A 19432-nucleotide genomic window follows, 5' to 3' on the forward strand; every position below is an offset into this window, starting at 1 on the left:
TTTTCATAGCATACTGTATTTTAACATTATATCAGACAATTTTGTTTGATATCTGGGCTTATTTTTTTGATCCGATTTGATCGAGAAGCAATTGAAATATGTTGTAAGCTTACCCTCGAGTTATGTTTTTAAATTTTTTGTCAGTCATTCAAGTTGAATATATTGAGTATTTCAATAGGGGAAATTCTAGATGTTTAATCAAACACAACGTTTAAAGTTGACGAAACTTGCAACTTCAATGGCATTACTTGCCGGTGGTGTTGTATTTACTTCAGCTGCAAATGCAGCAACGCCAACTGCTGGGACGAATATTAGTAACATTGCATCTGCAAGCTATACGGATAGCAATGGTGCGAGTAAAACTGTGACATCTAATGTAGTAACGACTACTGTTTTACAAGTTGCAAGTTTTACATTGGCTTCTGATCAAACAAAAACGGCCAATGCAAATGGTCAGGTATCGTTATCGCATACTTTAACCAACACGGGTAATGGTACAGATACGTTTACAGTGGGTGTTGCCAATAACGATACGCGTGATAATTCAACAGATAACTACGACTTCAGTGGTTTAAATGTTTATTTAGATGCAAATAAAGATGGTATTCCAGATAGTCAAACGCCAATTACAAGTGTTAGCTTAGCTGCAGGTGAGTCGGTTAACCTGATTGTACAAGCAACAACAGCAAGCAATAGTGCTAAAGATGATCTTGGTAAATTGACAGTTTCTGCTGCAAGTCGTTTTGATACAACAATCAATGCAAAAAACATTGATACCGTTAAAATCACAACTGGCGCTGTGATTAGTCTTGTTAAGTCTGCAAGTGTACAAAACATAGATGCAACTCAAAGTAGTACATCTGCACGTGAAGTTGAATATAGCTTGGCGTACCAAAACACGGGTAACACCACAGCAAAAGACGTAACAATTACAGATTTACTGCCTGCGGGCTTAAACTATGTTGCGGGTTCTGCAACCCTCAATGGTACAGCACTTAATGATGCAAACACAGATGCAGACGGATATAACTTTGCTTCAGGTAAAGCGACGTTAGTACTTGCAAGTGTTGCGGCCAATAGTTCTGGTGTATTGAAGTTTAAAGTACAAGTGGTTCAAAATACTGCTGCCGGTAAAATTACCAACGTTGCTGAAGTTGATCCAGATGGTGCAGGCCCTGAAGGTACAACAAAATCTAACTCAAATGACGTTACTGTATTGGGTGTGAAAAAAGGTACCATGAACGACAGTCTTTCAGATGCTTTTGCTGATGGACAAACAACAACGACACCAACACCAGATGTGATTACTAAATCAACGACTCAAGGTACACCTGTGAGCTTTGGTTTAACAACCGATGGCGGCGAACCGATTGTTGTTCACAATACCGGTAATGTAACTGAGTCATATAACATTACTATAAACAAAGATTCTTTACCATTAGGTAGTATTGTTGAGTTGTTTAAAGTTGATGGTGTAACACCGTTAACAGATACCAATGGCGATGGTATTTTAGATACTGGCCCAATAGCAAGTGGCGCAACATATCAAATCGTTTCAAAAGTGACGTTGCCTTCTAGTTATCACACATCTTCACCAATTAATGCAGTTTTAACTTCTGCACCTGTGAGCAACTCAAGTGCAACAGATAGCATTAAATTAGTTATTAGTCAGGTCACGGCATCTACTGTTGATTTGTCTAATGGTGACACTACAGACAGCAAAGGTAGCACTGTGGGTGCATCTGGCCAAGATACTGGCCAGTATATTGACACCAAGTCAACTAAACCTGCTCAAGCAACAAGTTTCCCGCTTACTGTACAAAATAATGGTGCAACTGGAGACAACTATAATTTATCTACATCAGTTGCATTGCCAGATGGTTGGACTGTTCAGTATTACTTAACTGATGCATCAGGTAATGCAACAGGTGCACCAATTACAAACACGGGTAACGTTTCAAGCGGTGGCAGTATTAAATTGGTTGCTGTCGTAACACCGCCAAGCAATGCCTCAGCGGGTAGTCAAGAAGTTCTCTTTAAAGTGGCTTCGCCTGCAACTGGTTTAGCAGATGTGATGTCTGATCGCGTTATTGTAGAGACTGTGCGCAAGCTAAGTTTCCAAAATGACCGTACAGGACAGGTTGCACAAGGTGGTACAGTGGTTTATACCCATACACTGACCAACAACAGTAACATTGCGGAAGCAACCACAGCAGGTAGCTTGCCATTTATACTCACGAATGATCAGGCCGCCAATGGTTGGGTAACCAGTTTATTTGTTGATTTAAACAATGATGGTATTGCCGAATCTAATGAATTGGTGACAGGCAATGACCTTGCTGCGGTTACAGGTTCTATTGCTCGTGGTGCATCAGTGAACTTACTTATTAAAGTTCAAGCACCAACCAGTGCAACTGCAGGTACAACCAGTGGTGTGACTTTAACAATTAAGCCAACAGTTGTTGGTGGTCAGTCAGTGGCTGATCTTGTGAATACAGACTTAACGACTGTCACGAGTGGTCAAGTTCGTTTAGTTAAAGAGCAAGTATTGGCAGATTGTGCAACGGGTGCTGTGAAGTCATCTACGTATACCCAAAACACAGTATCTGCAAAGCCTGGTGAGTGTGTGAAGTATAAAATCACTGCGTACAACGAAGGTAATGCCAATGTAACTAATGTTGTCATTAGCGATGCAACTCCTGCATATACAACGTTAAAAGTAATTAGTGGTGCATCTCCAGTGGCAACGAATGCATCATTAACTTCATCTACAACTTCGCTTAGTGATGGTTCAACAGGAACAGTCGCTGCAGAAAAAACACCGCTTGTACCTAATACAAACGCATCTTTAGAGTTTGTGATCAAAGTAAATAATTAATATACCTTGAACAATTTTGGTTGTTCATTATAGGTGTATTAAATCTGTAGACACTTGCTCAAAGCAAGTGTCTACATGACATTTTTTATTTAGATTAATTAGGTTGATTGGTAGAACGCTGTGCGACGACAGAAAAAAACTCAAGTATGTCAAAACATATCTTTCATATTATCTACGCTGACAGTATCGATATTGTCTGCTCAATACAGTCATGCAACAAATATCCCTAATGCTGGGACTACAATTCAAAATATTGCCTATGCAAATTTTATTGATGCAAATAGCAATCAACAACAATCAGTTTCAAATGCTGTAGATGTGCATGTATCTGCACTATACGCAATCACGTTAACCACACCGCCTGTGCTCGATGTTGAAGCCAATACACGTGTGATTTGGGCAAATACGCTTTCTAATAACAGCAACGCACCAATAAATGTTCAGTTAGAATCAGCTGCAAACAATGCGTTTAATCATATTAAAATTTACATAGATAGTAATAAAGATGGTCAGTTTGACAGCACGGATCAAGCCGTAACAACACAGCTCGCTTTAGCTGTTGGGCAAAGTGTTAATTTATGGGTCGTGGCAAATACAAGCGCAGACTTAATAGAAGGTCAGCAATTTAATTTACCGATTAAAGCAACTGTTGTGGAAGACAATCAAGTCACGGCGACAGCCATAGACAGTGCAATAAGCTATGGTGCAAATTTGGTCGCAAATGTAGATGTAGAGCAAAAAACATTTGTGCCATCTGCTACTGCAAATTATGATTTAAATTATACGTTAAATATAACAAATGATGGTAAACAGACCGCTCGACCTATTGATGTTTTAGTCGATGGTCAAAATCAAAAAATGGTGTTATTAGTCGATGATTTACCGCCAAATACAACATTTAAATCAGCGGTTGCAAAAAACCCTCAAGCGAAAATTTTATATAAACTGAGTAATAACAGTTATAGCACGATTGTACCCAACGATTTGGCTCAAGTGAGTCAGTTGGTGGTTGGTTTTCCGCAAATTATAGCGGGTTCATCAGAGCAGATTGCGCTTACACTTAGTATGAACAACAATATTGCAAAAACTACAGTAAAAAATGCTTATAAAGTATCTTATGCGGTAGCCGATCGACAAAAAGACACCGTGTCAAATACGGTAGCTACCGTAGTGACTGGAACGACACATATTTCACATAACTCAAGTAATTTTAAGAGTATTTTAGCAACAGGAAGTGTAAATAAACCTTTAAACATAGAGGCTAAAAATTCCAGCTGCAATATAGATCGTGATGCTATAGATCGAGTAAAAGTTCGTGTTAAATCAGCAAAAACAGGTGATATAGAAGAAGTATTTGCAGTAGAGACCGGTGTAAATACTGGCGTATTTCACTATAGCCTGCCGACAGTACTTTCAAATACAGGTGCACCGTATGATTTTGTTTTGCAGACAGTAAAGCGTGATCAAGTAGATATTCGTTTAACGGATTGTGTGGATGCACAAGGTCAATCAGGTGAAACAGTTGCAGATGTTAGTGCAAATATATTAATCGACCCATATGGTATTGTTTTTGATGCAAAAACAGGGCTACCTGTAGCTGGTGCCACTGTAACGCTGTTAAACCAGAGTGGTCAACCTATTGCTAATGATATTGCATTTAGGGTTGATCCTCAAACGGGTGATGAGGTTTCGATTCCAGCAAGTCAAGTGACTAACAGTGCAGGTGAGTTTATTTATCCACTAGTAAAAGAAGGCACATATAGTCTTGTGGTGGATACCAAAACAATTACAGGGAGCACACCGTACACTTTTGTAAGTGATCGTAATGTTTATCCTAGTTTTTCTAGTGATAAAGTGGTTGATTTGAACTGGTCTTATGCAGGGCAATTTACACTCAATAGTGGTGACCCTGCACTGAATATTGATATTCCAATCGATCCTGTTATATCAAGTACAAATTCAGCTTTATTTGTTAAAAAAGCAGTTTCAAGTAAAACAGCAGAAATTGGTGATTTTGAAGAATATACAGTAACTGTAGCGAATCGTGGAACTGCCGAGTCAACCAATGTTGCCATGACAGATACCTTGCCTAGAGGTTTTATTTATGTACAAGGTTCTATGCGAGTAGATGGTACAAAAGTAGCAGATCCTATCGGAGGAAAAGGGCCATATCTTAAATTAGGGTTAGGTACACTCACGACTAATAAAGAGGTTAAAGTACAGTACCGTGTATATATTGGACCTAACGCACTCAATGGTGATGGAATTAACCGTGTTCGTGCAAGAGATGGTAAAGGTGTAGAGTCCAATGAAGCCATGGCTGCTGTAGAGGTAACCCCTGGTGCTTTAATTTCAGATGGATTTATTGTAGGTAAAGTTTTTACCGACTGTAATAAAAATGGTGTACAAGATCTGGGTGAAATTGGTGTGCCTGGTGTGCGAATTTATCTTGAAGATGGCAGTTATGTACTGACAGATAGCGAAGGGAAGTATGATTTTTATGGCGTAAGTGCTAAAACACATGTATTAAAAGTAGACCGTACAAGTTTACCACTTGACTCGGAACTCTTGCTTATCAGCAATAGACAGGCGGGTGACCCAAACTCTCGTTTTGTCGATTTAAAACGTGGTGAATTACATCGGGCTGATTTTGCACTTGCAGATCATAATTTGACTTGCTCACAAACACTAATACAGCGTGTACTTGATCGTAAAAAGAAAGTAGAGCAAAACAATACCAATTTAGAACAAATTTTGCGTTCAGATTTAACACTTGACCCTATTACTTCAAAAGTGACAGATGTAAGAGGCCAGCCAGCCAGTGGTTGTATTTCTACACAAGGAATGACAGCAAATTGTAATACTGATTTGTCGAAAGAACCGGTTAAAGAATTAAAACAGCCTCAATTTGAGCCTAATCAATCGAATGATGTTCATGCAGTTGAGACAAAAGATCTACCAGAAGAAATGCATCCGCTGAAAATGGTTAATCTAGAGAATGCTTTAGAAAATACCACCAATAATCAACTCGATATTTTGAATTTAAAAGATGGGCAGGTATTGGCTTACCCACAAACGTCTGTGCAGATTAAAGGTACGGCGGGTACACAACTTGAATTGTGGGTTAATGGGGAGCGAGTACCCGAAAAGCGCATTGGTAAACGAGCAATTTTACCAAGTTTACAGGTCTCTGGGGTAGACTTTATTGGTATTGATCTTCAAGTTGGTCGTAATAGCATTGAAGTACGTCAACTAGACATGATGGGTAACGTTCGTGATAAAAAACGTATAGAAGTCATTGCACCTGATCAACTCGATAAATTACGTCTTGAGCCGAGCAAGGTTGCAGTACAAGCAAATGGCCGTGATTCATATACCGTACGTTTAAATTTACTCGATCGTCACGGTACGTTGGTTTCAACGCGTACACCAATTACTTTAGACAGTTCGATTGGTAAAATTGACTTAGTCGATTTAGATCCAAAACAGCCAGGTATACAAGTTTTTGTAGAGGGTGGAACTTTACTTGTACCAATTATTGCGCCAACAGAAGCTGGTGAGGGTGTATTGTCTGTTGAAAGCGGTATCTTTAATACCAGCACAGCCATCCGTTTTTTACCAGATCTTAGACCAATCATTGCAGTGGGTATGCTCGAGGGTTCTGTTAATTTTAAAAAGTTTGATCCAAAACAATTCGGCCAAAGTCAATCCAATGATAGTTTTGAAGAGGAGTTGAATGACATTTCTTCTTCACATGACGGCAGGCAGAGTATTAATGGACGAGCAGCATTATTTTTAAAAGGTCAAGTGAAGGGTGAATATTTACTTACGTTGTCGTATGACTCAGATAAAGATAAAAATCAGCGATTATTTCGTGATATTCGCCCAGATGAATATTATCCTGTGTATGGAGATTCAGCCACAAAAGGGTTTGATGCTCAATCGACCAGTAAGCTGTATGTACGTGTAGATAAAGGTCGCTCATATGTTATGTATGGTGATTATGTGACACGCACTGAAAACGATGAAGGATTATCTTTAGGACAATATAACCGCTCTTTAACTGGCGTACGTGGTGCATTAGAAACTGATAAATATAAAGTCACTGCTTTTGCCGCTAACACGAATACGCAACAAGTGGTTAATGAGCAACGTGCGATGGGTATTTCTGGCCCATATAGTTTAGGTGGTGTAAACGTTCAAGACATGCGAGACAATAGCGAAAAAGTGGAAGTCATAACGCGTGATCGTAATAATACCGGATTAATTATTGCACGTACGACACTCACTCGTTTTACTGACTATGAAATAGATGCTTTTAGTAATAGTATTTACTTAAAAGACCCTGTACCCAGTGTTGATGCGGACTTGAACCCTGTTTACTTACGAATTACGGTAGAATCTGATCAAGGCGGTGAAACATACACTGTGGGTGGTGTTTCAGCATCTATGAAAGTGACGAAACAACTCAAAGTTGGTGGTTCTTATGTGAAAAGTGATAATCCGCTAACACAAGATCAGCTTGCTAGTGTAAATACAGTGGTTAAATTTGCCAATGATAAAGGTAAGTTGGTGACTGAGTTTGCTCGTTCAGAAAATATTTACAGTGATTTAACTTCTACAACACAAACCAAGTCTCAACCTGATGCTTCTGGAAAGTTATCAGGAAATGCCGCTCGTGTTGAACTTAATTATGCATATAAAGACTTGGATATGAAACTGTATCATAACCAAGCAGACCTTGGGTTTTATAATACAGCAGCCCCCATTACTGCAGGGCGTAAAGAAAGTGGGCTGAAAGCACGCATTCAATTGAATAATATTGGTTTAGCTAAGCTTGAAGCAATTCGTACAGAAGATCAAACTAACGGAACCAACCAAGGTCTTTCAGCAAGTATTGAGCGAGCGATTAGCCGTATTCTCACTTTAGAGCTTGGTTTGAAATACTATGATAAGTCAATTAACCAAAATGTACTCAATACAACACCTATAGAACCGTATCATGGTACAACGTTGCGTACAAAATTAACCAGTCAGTTGCCTTGGCAAGGTTCGAACATATTTACTGAATATGAACAAGATATTATCGAAGCCAATCGAAGACTTTTTGCGCTAGGCGCAAATTACCAAATAAACTCTAAGCTTAGAGCTTATGGTCGCCATGAGCTAGTCTCTAGCCTAGGTAGTGTCTATGACTTAAATAGTAGTGAACGTAAAAATGTTACTGTTTTTGGGCTTGATAGTAAATATAACAACAATGGTACAGCATTTAGTGAATATCGTGTACGCGATGGTATGAGTGCGCGTGAAGCCGAAGCTGCAATAGGATTACGTAACCGTTGGGAGCTTGAAAAAGGGGTTTATGCCAACGCAAGTTTTGAGCAAACGAAAGCATTGTCTACGGTGAATAGTAGTAATGCAGAAAGTACAGCCGCTTCTGTCGGAATAGAGTATTTAAAAAATCCAGATTGGAAAACAGTAGCACGGATTGAAGGCCGTTTAGCAGATCAAGCTGACACCTTATTAAACACGTTGGGGGTGGCTTATAAATATTCGGAAGATGTCACATTACTGGCAAAAAATATTTTTAGCCATACCAATAGTAAAAGTAGCAGTAGTGGCGACCGTTTGATTAATCGCTTCCAATTGGGTATGGCTTATCGTGATACTGAACGTAATCGTTTTGATGCGCTGGCTAAAGTCGAATACCGTTATGATCATAATCAAACAGATTTAACCAATCCTTATCTAAAGCACGTATATATTTTGTCGCATCATGTGAATTATCACCCAGTGAAAGATTGGACCTTTTCAGGGCAATATGCAGTGAAAAGTGTAAATACAACGTTCTCTAACTTGGAGTCTAGTGGCGTAACACATATGCTTAGTGCACGTACAATGTACGACATTAATGAACGATGGGATGCAGGGGCACATACAGGTGCTTTATGGTCAAATGTTAGTTCTGGGCAACGTATTTTATTAGGCGCTGAAATTGGTTATTTAGTGGCTGCAAACTTATGGGTTTCTGGGGGTTATAATTTTTCTGGTTATAAAGACGATGACCTTGTGGAAAGTGATACCACAATTCAAGGTGCTTACCTACGCTTTAGATTCAAGTTTGATGAAAACTTGTTTAAAAGAGGAAAGGGAAGCAATGACTAAGCCATTTATGCGATTCAGATAGAAAACCCATGTTAATGACGACTTAACATGTTGTTGATTTTTGATATAAACCTGCTTTAATTACACCAGCTTTTAGGTGCTTTTTTTGTACCCAAGAGTTTGGTAATTGTAATGTATTGAGCTCACGATCTGCTTCAACATAAATTAAAGCACCTTCCGATAACATCGGCTCTATTTGTTCAGCAAGGCTTTTCCATAAATTTAAACTATATGGCGGGTCAAGAAAAACCAAGTCAAATGGGCCAGATATTTTATTGAGTGCAACTTGTGCAGTATGTACGTGCAGTGTGCATACATTTTGGGCACGAAGTAAATTCATATTTTGCTGTAAAAATTTGGCTTGCGTCAGGTTGGGTTCAATCATGGAGACATGTTTTGCGCCACGAGAGAGTGCTTCAAATGCCAGTGCTCCAGATCCTGTACACACATCAAGTACTTTGGCATTTTGAATATCCCACATAAGCCAATTGAATAACGTTTCTCGTACACGGTCAGGTGTTGGGCGCAGGCCATCAATACTGGCGAAACTAAGTTGCCTACGTTTCCATTCACCACCAATAATACGTAACTGATTTTTCATAGATTAGTCGCTTATATCACTGTCGTCACTTGGGTTTGAAGCAACCGTAGGTTGTACCGTTGGTGTGACATGACGACCATTTGCTTGTTGACGCCGTGCAGTAGGGCTATTGGGTAAAATTGCATTTGGATCAGCTTCTAAAATGCGCCCACCACTTGGCAATTGGCTTGGTCGAATCCCTGCGGTCATAAGTCCACCGTTGACTTGTTGCGCAGTTGGTTGAATCGGATTGTTTTTACGCTGAACCATCCAGTAATCAAAAATTGGCTTAGCGATGTGTGCAGCAGCGCCACCGTGTCGACCATTTTCCCAAATTACAGCAATTGCGATTTCTGGATCTTCGGCAGGGGCAAAGCCTACAAATAAACCATGGTCATATTGCCTGTGTGTCAGTAAAGCTTCGTTATATTTTTTACCTTGAGCAATACTTTTAACCTGCGCAGTTCCGGTTTTACCTGCAATTTGGTACGCATTGGTACGAATGCTACGTCCTGTACCTTGATTAATCACATCAATCATGGCATTACGCATTTTGACCCAGTCTTCGGATGTACCATTAAACTTCACATCACCATCAGGCGCATTAAGTACAGTATGTGGTTTCGCCCCTTTAACATTGTATAAAACATGAGGGGTAATATGTTTTCCTTGATTAGATACAATGGCTGTTGCCATAGCCAATTGAACAGGAGTCGCTGTAAATGCACCTTGGCCAATACTGACAGAAATTGTTTCACCCTTGAGCCATTTCGATTTATACGCTTTCATCTTCCATGCAGGATTTGGATAAATACCAGAACTTTCACTGGGTAAATCTAAGCCAGTTTTCGCACCAAAACCAAACTGTCGCATCCATTCATTCATGCGATCAATCCCCATTTGATTTGATAATACATAAAAGTAGGTATCACAAGACTCTTGAATGGCTTTACTCATATTCACAACACCATGGCCTGTTTTTTTCCAATCTCTAAACCGGTGGGAGTCACCAGGGAGTTGAAAATAACCCGGATCATGAATGGCTGTGCCCCAATCGACGACACCAAAGTGAATACCACCCAAGCCTTCCATGGGTTTAATGGTTGAGCCGGGAGGGTAAGTCCCTTGCACAGCACGATTATAAAGCGGTTGGTCAAGATTATCTCTTAAAGAAGCATAATCTGGCCCACTAATACCGGTAACGAACAAGTTTGGATTAAAGCTTGGGCTAGAGACGAGTGCTAAAATTTCCCCTGTTTTAGGGTTGATGGCAACGACTGCACCACGTTTGCCTGCAAGTTGTTCAGATGCAACCACTTGTAAACCATAGTCAATTGACAAATAAAGATCATCACCTTGAGCCGGTTGTTTTCTTCCTAAATGGCGTAAAATATTACCATGTGCATCTGCTTCTACAGATTCATTGCCCGGTGTACCATGTAAGAGTGATTCGTATTGGCGTTCAACGCCACTTTTACCAATCAGGTTGGTTCCAGAGTATGAATCCTTATCAATACTTTTGAGTTCTTTATCATTAATTCGACCAACATAACCAATCACATGCGCAAATAGCTCACCATATGGATAGTAACGCGTCATTTGGGTTTCAATTTGTACGCCTGGAAATAAATATTTTGCTTCACTAAAACGTGCAATTTCTGCTTCATTTAAATTAAGTTTGAGCGCAACACGTTCGGTTTTTTTTGCCGTTTTAATTCGTGTGGTAAACTTATCAATATCGTCTGGGCTTAAATTTAAGACAGAGGTAAGACGATTCACAGTATCATCAATATTTTCAACATCTGCTTTGCTTAAAGTTGCAGTAAATACAGGGTAATTGTCTGCAAGCAAAATACCATTACGATCGTAAATATACCCACGAGTCGGAGGAATTGGCTGTAATCGAATTCTATTGTTATCTGAGGCGGTGACAAAATCTTGGTGGTGAAAAATCTGTAAGTAAACATAGCGAGAAATTAAAATTGCGAAGCAAAATACCACAATGCCTACAGCGATAAATACACGATTCCGATAAATCTTTTTTTCTTGTTGCACATTTTTGAGCGGAAAGTGTTGCTTCATTATAGACTACATTATACCGAGGTTGGGGTTTACAAGGGCTCACATTCTACCCTAACATCTGCATAATTAACGCGTGTATTTTCTTAAATTATGTAACTATTTGCCAAAAAAGGCTAGGCGTTTTGTGTCTATTTTGCTACATTCGGCAAAAATAAGTGAAGCGCGTCAGATTTATACTGACGATGTATCATAAACTGCACAGCTTTTATCTATTAAAAGCTGATATTCTATAAAGATTCTAGATTTGGTGGACTTACTTTGGTTAAACATAAGTAAGACACGTTTGAGAGCAGATACATGTTGGATTATATCAGTCATCTTTGGCATTTATTTTGGCTCAGACCAGATCACTGGGCTGTGTTAAGTATTATTCCTGTGACTGCTTTTGTAACATGGATTCATGTGTGGATGGCATTACGCATGGTGTTTTACCCAATTAAGTTTTGGGGAGTACACCTTGGTCCAATCCCTGTGGGTTGGCAGGGAATTGTGCCACGTAAAGCAGGGCGTATTTCTGGTATTATTACTGACAACACTCTGAAAAAAATTGGTTCATTGGCTGAATTTTTAGATGCTATGAATCCTAATGAGATGGCAGATATTATTGGCCAACAAATAAATGCTGAGCTTGAACATTTGATTGATGAGGTGATGTATGAGCGCAATGCAATGTTATGGGAAAATTTACCCTTTGCCATAAAACGCCGTATTTACGAGCATGCACATAAACAACTTCCACAGCTACTCCATGATTTAGTTATAGATTTGACAGACCATGTCGAAGATTTAGTCGACATGCGGGAAATGGTTGTTCACCAAATGGAAAATGACCGTGAGTTAATGGTCAAAATGTTTTTAAAAGTAGGTCAAAAAGAAATTGATTTTATTTGGCACATTAGTGCCTTAATTGGTTGTTTCTTTGGTCTTATACAAATGTTGGTATGGTTTATTGTACCATGGCATTTGACAGTGCCTTTTTGGGCGGCGATTTGGGGACTGCTCACCAATTGGATTGCAGTGTGGATGGTATTTAATCCTTTATATCCACATCCTGTAAAATATCCGCAATGTTTTAAACGAACCAAAAATCATGGGTTTCCTTGGCTTGTTCCAATTATACCCCGTATGGCTACGTATAATATTCAAGGCGCATTTATTAAACGTCAGGACGAAGTCTCTGATGTTTTTGCTAAAGTTGTGACTGAAGAATTGATTACTTTGAAAACGATTATGACAGAAATGATGTATGGTGGACAAAAAGAAAAAACCCGACAAATTGTTAAAAAACATATTAATTATATTACTGATACACCCTTAGTTCGTACGACTCTGCAGTTGTCTTTAGGGGCGAAAGAATATGCAAAGCTTAAAACGGACTTGATTGACCGCTCAATAGAAATTACGATGGTGCCCGTAAGTGATCCTGCATTTAATGCCAGTCGCGCCCGTAAAATATTTACGATGTTTAGAGATCGTATTCGTGATCTTAGTCCACATGAGTTTCAAAACTTGTTACGTCCTGCATTTCAAGAGGATGAGTGGATTTTAATTGTACTTGGTGGAGTCACAGGCTTCATTGCAGGTACAATACATTTATTTGTTGCTTTTTTGTAATTATATGTCGCTCTACTTTAAATAAATTGGGGTAGAATGTTTTGGTAAAATTTATTGTTAAATGAGGATTTATAATGCGCATTATCTTACTCGGACCACCTGGAGCAGGTAAAGGTACACAAGCTCAGCTGATCTGTAAGCGCTATGATATCCCCCAAATTTCAACCGGTGATATGCTCCGTGCTGCAATTCGTGAAGGGACTGAACTTGGTCTACAAGCAAAAAGTGTGATGGATGCCGGCGGTCTTGTATCAGATGAACTCATTTTAGGTTTAGTCAAAGAACGTATCGCACAGCCTGATTGTGTAAATGGCTGTATTTTTGATGGTTTCCCTCGTACAATTCCCCAAGCAGAAGCTTTGGAGAAACAAGGTGTTTCGATTGACCATGTCATTGAAATTGCTGTACCTGATGAAGAAATCGTGCAACGTTTATCAGGTCGTCGTCAACATGCAGCATCGGGTCGCGTGTACCATGTGGTCTATAATCCACCAAAAGTGGAAGGCAAAGATGACGTGACGGGTGAAGACTTAATTCAACGTCCAGATGATCAAGAAGAAACCATTCGTAAGCGTTTAACTGCATATCATGCTGAAACTGCGCAATTGGTTGGTTTTTATCAATCACGTGCAAAAACAGAAAGCAGTGCATCTTATAATAAATTAGATGGTCTACGTCCAATTGATGATGTTCAAGCAGATTTGTTTGCTATTTTAGACAAGTAATGTCTTGACGTCGTATTAAAAGAGCCATTTCGGCTCTTTTATCACCAAATGAGCAAACACTATGAAAATTTTATTGATGATATTTGTTGTAGTCAGCTTGATTGTATTGGTGGGCTTAGCATGGCAAAGCCGTAAAATGCTTAAGCAGGTCGTTGATGAAAATAATAAACGTCCTAAGCAAGTACGAGAACGACAGTTACACCCAAAATTGCAACAACAGCAAAAAAATAAAAAATAGTTTAACTGGCTTTGTTTGCACCAAATTCGAAGCGGTTTGGCCAGCGACATACATCTGCTACAATACACTCCCCACATTTTGGCTTTCTGGCAACACAGCAGTAGCGGCCGTGTAAGATTAGCCAATGGTGAGCATCGAGTATAAATTCTTTTGGAATGACTTTAATTAAACGGTGTTCCACTTCAAGTACATTTTTCCCAACTGCTAGACCTGTCCGATTACCTACCCGAAAAATATGCGTATCTACAGCCATTGCAGCCTGACCAAATGCAGTATTGAGTACAACATTGGCTGTTTTACGTCCAACGCCAGGTAGTGCTTCTAGGGCAGTACGGGTATTTGGTACTTCGCTTTGATGTTGCTCAATTAAGATTTTACAAGTTTTAATGACATTTTGGGCTTTTGAATTATATAAGCCAATGGTTCTAATATAGTCTTTTAAACCGTCTAGACCTAGAGCATAAATTGCTTCAGGTGTATTGGCCACAGGATAAAGTTTGTCTGTGGCTTTGTTCACGCTTATATCGGTGGCTTGAGCTGAAAGCATGACTGCAATTAACAGCTCAAAATTAGATTGGTAATTTAGTTCAGTTTTAGGCGAGGGGCGCTGTTCTTTGAGTCGTTCAAAGAATACTTGAATTTGTTTCTTGGTCATGTTTTTACTACTCATGACAGCGCCTCTATGTGTGTGATTTGATGAATGAGTTGCTCTAATTGCTCACGCTTTTTTAAATCTTCTCGTACACTCAGCTGTTTTTCCAATTTTTTAATTTGCGTACGTAAGCGAGCCATCTTAATTGTGGTTTGTGGGTCGATGCTCGCTTTTTCTTCAGTGAGTTGTTGGATTTCTATACTAGGCACAGATTGAATGTGTTGAGAAAATTCAGCGAATAAACTTGTATTAATTTCCGCTTTAACAATAGGGCCACGCCGTGCAAAGCGTTGTTTTTCTTCACGCTGAATATGAGCATAGTATCGACGACGTAAGTCATTTTGTTCGTATAGCTGTTGTTCTAAATTCAGGGTGTTTGTATCTGCAACAAGGTCAATACAGTCAACAGGGCATGGGGCGATACACAGCTCACAGCCTGTACATAAATCAGTTAACACACTGTGCATTTGTTTTCCACTGCCTAAAATAGCATCGACAGGGCACGCACTGATACATTTAGTGCAACCAATACATTCATCTTCACGAATGACTGCTTTCATGCGCTGAGGTCGGCCATTGGTTTGTACGGGCCAGACACTTTTTAATGCAGTAAATTTAGGGCGATTCAAAAGTGTTGCTAAGGCATCGGCAACAGGTTGACCACCAGGAACACACTTATTGGCATCTTCACCCATGCTAACGGCTTGTGCATAGGGTAAACAGCCATCTCTATGGCCACATAAACCGCATTGGGTTTGTGGGAGTTGGGCATCAATTTGCTGAATGAGGGCGAAGTCTAAACTCATGTGGCTGGTCAATGTACTTTAAACGAAGGGATTGTGCATAAAAGTGAAGCATACTGCAAGTGATCATAGCATTAGGTATGAAAATAAAAAACCGATGCGACACGCATCGGTTTTAAAGATTAAATTGAAATTTACTTTTCTACAAAAGCACGTTCAATCACGTAGTCACCCATTTCACCCATCCGAGGTGACTCTTTTAAACCATGTTGATCAAGGAGTGCAGCAACATCTTTTAAAAATGATGGGCTACCACATAACATGGCACGGTCAGTTTCAGGGTTGAAACGTGGCAGACCAATTTTTTCAAATATTTCACCACTTTCAATCGCTGTTGTTACACGACCTTGGGTATGAAATTCTTCACGTGTGACGGTTGGGTAGTATACCAATTTGTCTTTAATGCCTAATTCTTCAAAAAACTCATGATTTGGTAATTCATTTAAAATGAGATCTTGATACGCCAACTCACTGACAAAACGTGTACCGTGAACAACAATCACTTTTTCGAAGCGTTCATACGTTTCTGGGTCACGAATAATTGATAAAAATGGTGCAAGCCCAGTACCTGACGATAATAAGTAAAGATTTTTACCAGGTAGTAAATCATCATGCACTAATGTGCCTGTTGGTTTTCTTGAGATTAAGATTTCGTCGCCAACTTGTACTTTTTGTAAAATAGAAGTTAGAGGGCCGTTTTGTACTTTAATTGAAAAAAATTCAAGTTCTTCTTCGTAGTTGGCACTTGCAATAGAATAAGCACGCATCAGTGGTTTGCCATTGACTTGTAAGCCAATCATTACAAACTGACCATTTTTATAACGTAAAGCTTGGTCACGTGTTGTTTTGAAACTAAATAAAGTATCATTCCAATGGTGAACTTCTGTAATACGTTCAACGTTAAAAGCAGCCATGCAAAAATCCAATTACAAATAATAAATAATACCTGCTATTTTAATCTAAATTCAATGTCTATAAACTGAATATATTTAATGGTCTTTATAAGAAAAAGTGATGAAAGAATCGGTAGATTTTCCTGTTATTGCCATGATGCGCTCTCCTTTTAAAGAAAAGTTTGGTATACCTAGACAACCAAATTTAGTTGATGTTCCTTGTTATATTGAATTGATAGCCCCTTATAATGATGCAGCAGCTTTTGATGGTATTGAAGCATTTAGCCATCTATGGTTGTTATGGGTGTTTCACGATAATAAAAAGCAACAAGGCTTTAAGCCACAAGTACGTCCACCTCGACTCGGTGGTAACCAAAAAATAGGTGTGTTTGCAACACGCAGTATGTATAGACCTGCAAATATTGGGTTGTCAGTCGTGAAACTCATGGGGGTAGAACAACAAGACCATGGTATACGTTTATGTGTGACTGGCAGTGATTTATTGGATGGCACACCTATTTTAGATATTAAGCCTTATATTACTTATTCAGATGCAGTGCTAGATGCACAGTCTAGCTATGCCGTTGAAGCACCAATTGCAAAGCAGGTTTTTTGGCATACACAGGCATTAAATCAGCGTGCAGAATTATTACAACAGCAATATACTTCAGAGCAAGAATTAAAATATGTAGAGCAAGTTTTGGCTTTAGATCCTAAACCTGCATATCAAAAAGATATAAATCGTGTGTATGGTCTTCGATTTTCTGATTTAGAAGTGAAGTTTAAAGTGGGTACGCAAGATGTTTTTATTGTTGCTTTACAGTATGTTGATATGGTGTAAAGTGTGCTTTATGCCACTGACTTTATTTATTTGGTGATGTAGTATGTGTTTTAAATTATTGAGAGTGTTGCACGTATGATGGATTCTAAACAACAAACACAATATTCTTTTTTAATTGATTTACAGTGGTCTTTGCAGGCGCTCGTAACTGACGGTTTAATGAGTGAACGAGATAAAATATTAGTACAAACAACACCACGTAATAAAAATAATATTGCTATGCATCCATTGCAATGGATTGCAACATTTAATATTAAGCATCAGCAAGATCAACAACAAATGCTTAATTTAACCGTACTCATGCGCTGGTTAGCAGATAAAAGTGGTTTAGTGTTATTCACCGTTGACCCATTAAATGCGGATGTATCTAACCTAACGCAAGTGATGTCGCAAGAGTTTGCTTTTAAAAATAATATCTTAGCAGTTGCTAAAAATACCGAAGAAGTGACTATTGCAACAGATCAGCCATTTTTTACAGATTGGCAACGGAGTCTTGAACAAAGCATTAAACCAAAGACCGTTAAGCGTGTTTTGTTAAGCCCTGAGCACTTAAAACGCTATTTGGCTGAGTATTATCAGGTCAGTCGTGCTGTTCGTTTTTCAGAGAAAAAACAACAACGATTTGATACCAATAGTGTTGAAGCATTGCTTGAAATTGGCCAGTCCAATCAACCAGATGCAAATGATCAACATATTGTAAAATTAGTTGATTGGGTTTTAGAGTTTGCCTTTGAACAGGGGGCAAGTGATATTCATTTAGAGCCTCGTAAAGAAAAAAGCAATATAAGGTTTCGTATAGATGGTATTTTGCATACCATTTACCAAATGCCAAGTAATACCATGACAGCAGTCATTGCTCGAATTAAAATTTTAGGTCGTATGAATGTGGCAGAAAAACGAAAACCACAAGATGGCCGTTTAAAAACTAGAACTACAAAAGGCTTAGAAACAGAGCTTAGACTGGCAACGTTACCTACAGCATTTGGCGAAAAAATGGTTATGCGTGTTTTTGACCCAGAGGTATTGGTACGTGGTTTTGAACAGTTGGGTTTCGATCGAAACTTGCATCAACAATGGCAAGAAATGACTAAAAATACTCATGGTATTATTTTGGTGACTGGGCCAACAGGTTCGGGTAAAACCACAACGTTATATTCATCATTGAAGCATTTAGCCACAGAAGAAGTGAACGTCTGTACGATTGAAGACCCGATTGAAATGATTGAAGACAGCTTTAATCAGATGCAAGTCAATACAGGAATTGATTTGGGTTTTGTTGATGGTATACGTGCACTGATGCGACAAGATCCAGATGTTATTATGGTGGGGGAGATTCGTGACCAAGATACAGCAGATATGGCTGTGCAAGCAGCACTTACAGGCCATTTAGTATTATCGACCTTGCACACCAACGATGCGCCATCAAGCTTGATGCGATTGAACGATTTGGGTGTGCAACCATTCTTAACGGCTTCAACTTTATTGGGTGTATTGGCACAGCGTTTATTACGTACACTATGTCCTAAATGCAAAACACAAACTGCAGTAGATGTTCAAGCATGGCAAAAACTTACTTCAGGTTATACTGTAACGGTTCCTACCTTGGCATATAGTGCGGTTGGTTGTGAAGCTTGCCGTTATACAGGGTATAAAGGTCGTATGGGCGTTTATGAGTTTATGCCAGTTTCTTTAGCAATTAAACACATGATTAGCGAAGATGAGCCACTGTCGCGAATTCGTCATCAGGCAAAATTAGATGGTGTAGAGCCACTAAGAATTGCAGGTGCTCGAAAAGTTATGCAAGGCATAACCTCTATAGATGAAGTCTTACGTGTTGTACCTCTGACTTAATTTTTGTGATAGAGGTAATCTTTTGTGGGTAAAATGAGATTGTATTATATTTTACACTTGTAAATATAAACTATACAATTATAATACATTTCGTTTTATAGTATAAAAAG

General features: G+C 39.0%; 12 protein-coding genes. 7 read left to right on the forward strand and 5 right to left on the reverse strand.

Features of this window, described 5'->3' with window-relative positions; translation table 11 throughout:
- The first annotated feature begins 190 nt into the window (after window positions 1-190).
- A complete protein-coding gene (locus BLS38_RS02235) occupies window positions 191-2878 on the forward strand; it encodes a beta strand repeat-containing protein (RefSeq protein ID WP_092746720.1) in 2688 nt (895 codons plus the stop codon).
- Between the two features lie 192 nt (window positions 2879-3070).
- Window positions 3071-9043 (forward strand): SdrD B-like domain-containing protein, encoded by a 5973-nt coding sequence (locus tag BLS38_RS02240; protein ID WP_425283445.1) that lies wholly within the window; start codon window positions 3071-3073, stop codon window positions 9041-9043.
- A 43-nt stretch (window positions 9044-9086) separates the two neighbouring features.
- Here BLS38_RS02240 and rsmD read toward each other — a convergent pair whose 3' ends face one another.
- Together rsmD and mrdA are read right to left on the reverse strand one after the other, a co-directional pair.
- On the reverse strand, window positions 9087-9644 hold the full coding sequence (gene rsmD, locus BLS38_RS02245) for a 16S rRNA (guanine(966)-N(2))-methyltransferase RsmD (RefSeq protein WP_092746722.1): 558 nt from the start codon (window positions 9642-9644) through the stop codon (window positions 9087-9089).
- A 3-nt stretch (window positions 9645-9647) separates the two neighbouring features.
- A complete protein-coding gene (gene mrdA / locus BLS38_RS02250; protein ID WP_092746723.1) occupies window positions 9648-11705 on the reverse strand; it encodes a penicillin-binding protein 2 in 2058 nt (685 codons plus the stop codon).
- Between the two features lie 297 nt (window positions 11706-12002).
- Here mrdA and BLS38_RS02255 point away from each other — a divergent pair, with 297 nt between their 5' ends.
- The 3 genes from BLS38_RS02255 to BLS38_RS12960 all read left to right on the forward strand — a co-directional run bounded on the left by BLS38_RS02255 (window position 12003) and on the right by BLS38_RS12960 (window position 14282).
- Window positions 12003-13319, forward strand: a complete 1317-nt coding sequence (locus BLS38_RS02255) for a DUF445 domain-containing protein (protein WP_092746724.1) — start codon at window positions 12003-12005, stop codon at window positions 13317-13319.
- Window positions 13320-13393: 74 nt separating this feature from the next.
- Window positions 13394-14044 (forward strand): adenylate kinase, encoded by a 651-nt coding sequence (adk, locus tag BLS38_RS02260; RefSeq protein ID WP_092746725.1) that lies wholly within the window; start codon window positions 13394-13396, stop codon window positions 14042-14044.
- Between the two features lie 61 nt (window positions 14045-14105).
- Complete coding sequence (locus BLS38_RS12960; protein ID WP_171258514.1) at window positions 14106-14282, forward strand: hypothetical protein; 177 nt, start codon at window positions 14106-14108, stop codon at window positions 14280-14282.
- A gap of 1 nt (window position 14283) precedes the next feature.
- Here BLS38_RS12960 and nth read toward each other — a convergent pair whose 3' ends face one another.
- From nth to BLS38_RS02275, 3 genes are all read right to left on the reverse strand, one after another.
- Window positions 14284-14952, reverse strand: a complete 669-nt coding sequence (gene nth, locus BLS38_RS02265) for an endonuclease III (RefSeq protein WP_092746726.1) — start codon at window positions 14950-14952, stop codon at window positions 14284-14286.
- Window positions 14949-15740, reverse strand: a complete 792-nt coding sequence (locus BLS38_RS02270) for an RnfABCDGE type electron transport complex subunit B (protein ID WP_092746727.1) — start codon at window positions 15738-15740, stop codon at window positions 14949-14951. Before BLS38_RS02270 ends, nth begins: the two co-directional genes overlap by 4 nt.
- Window positions 15741-15871: 131 nt before the next feature.
- Complete coding sequence (locus BLS38_RS02275) at window positions 15872-16651, reverse strand: ferredoxin--NADP reductase (RefSeq protein ID WP_092746728.1); 780 nt, start codon at window positions 16649-16651, stop codon at window positions 15872-15874.
- Window positions 16652-16751: 100 nt separating this feature from the next.
- Here BLS38_RS02275 and tsaA point away from each other — a divergent pair, with 100 nt between their 5' ends.
- Window positions 16752-17471, forward strand: coding sequence for a tRNA (N6-threonylcarbamoyladenosine(37)-N6)-methyltransferase TrmO (gene tsaA / locus BLS38_RS02280; protein ID WP_092746729.1), 720 nt, complete (start codon window positions 16752-16754; stop codon window positions 17469-17471).
- 75 nt (window positions 17472-17546) lie between these two features.
- A complete protein-coding gene (gene tfpB, locus BLS38_RS02285) occupies window positions 17547-19322 on the forward strand; it encodes a type IV pilus assembly ATPase TfpB (protein ID WP_092746730.1) in 1776 nt (591 codons plus the stop codon).
- The last annotated feature ends 110 nt before the right edge of the window (window positions 19323-19432 follow it).

Origin of the sequence: Acinetobacter boissieri (assembly GCF_900096955.1) — a bacterium.
Taxonomy (GTDB): Bacteria; Pseudomonadota; Gammaproteobacteria; order Pseudomonadales; family Moraxellaceae; genus Acinetobacter; species Acinetobacter boissieri.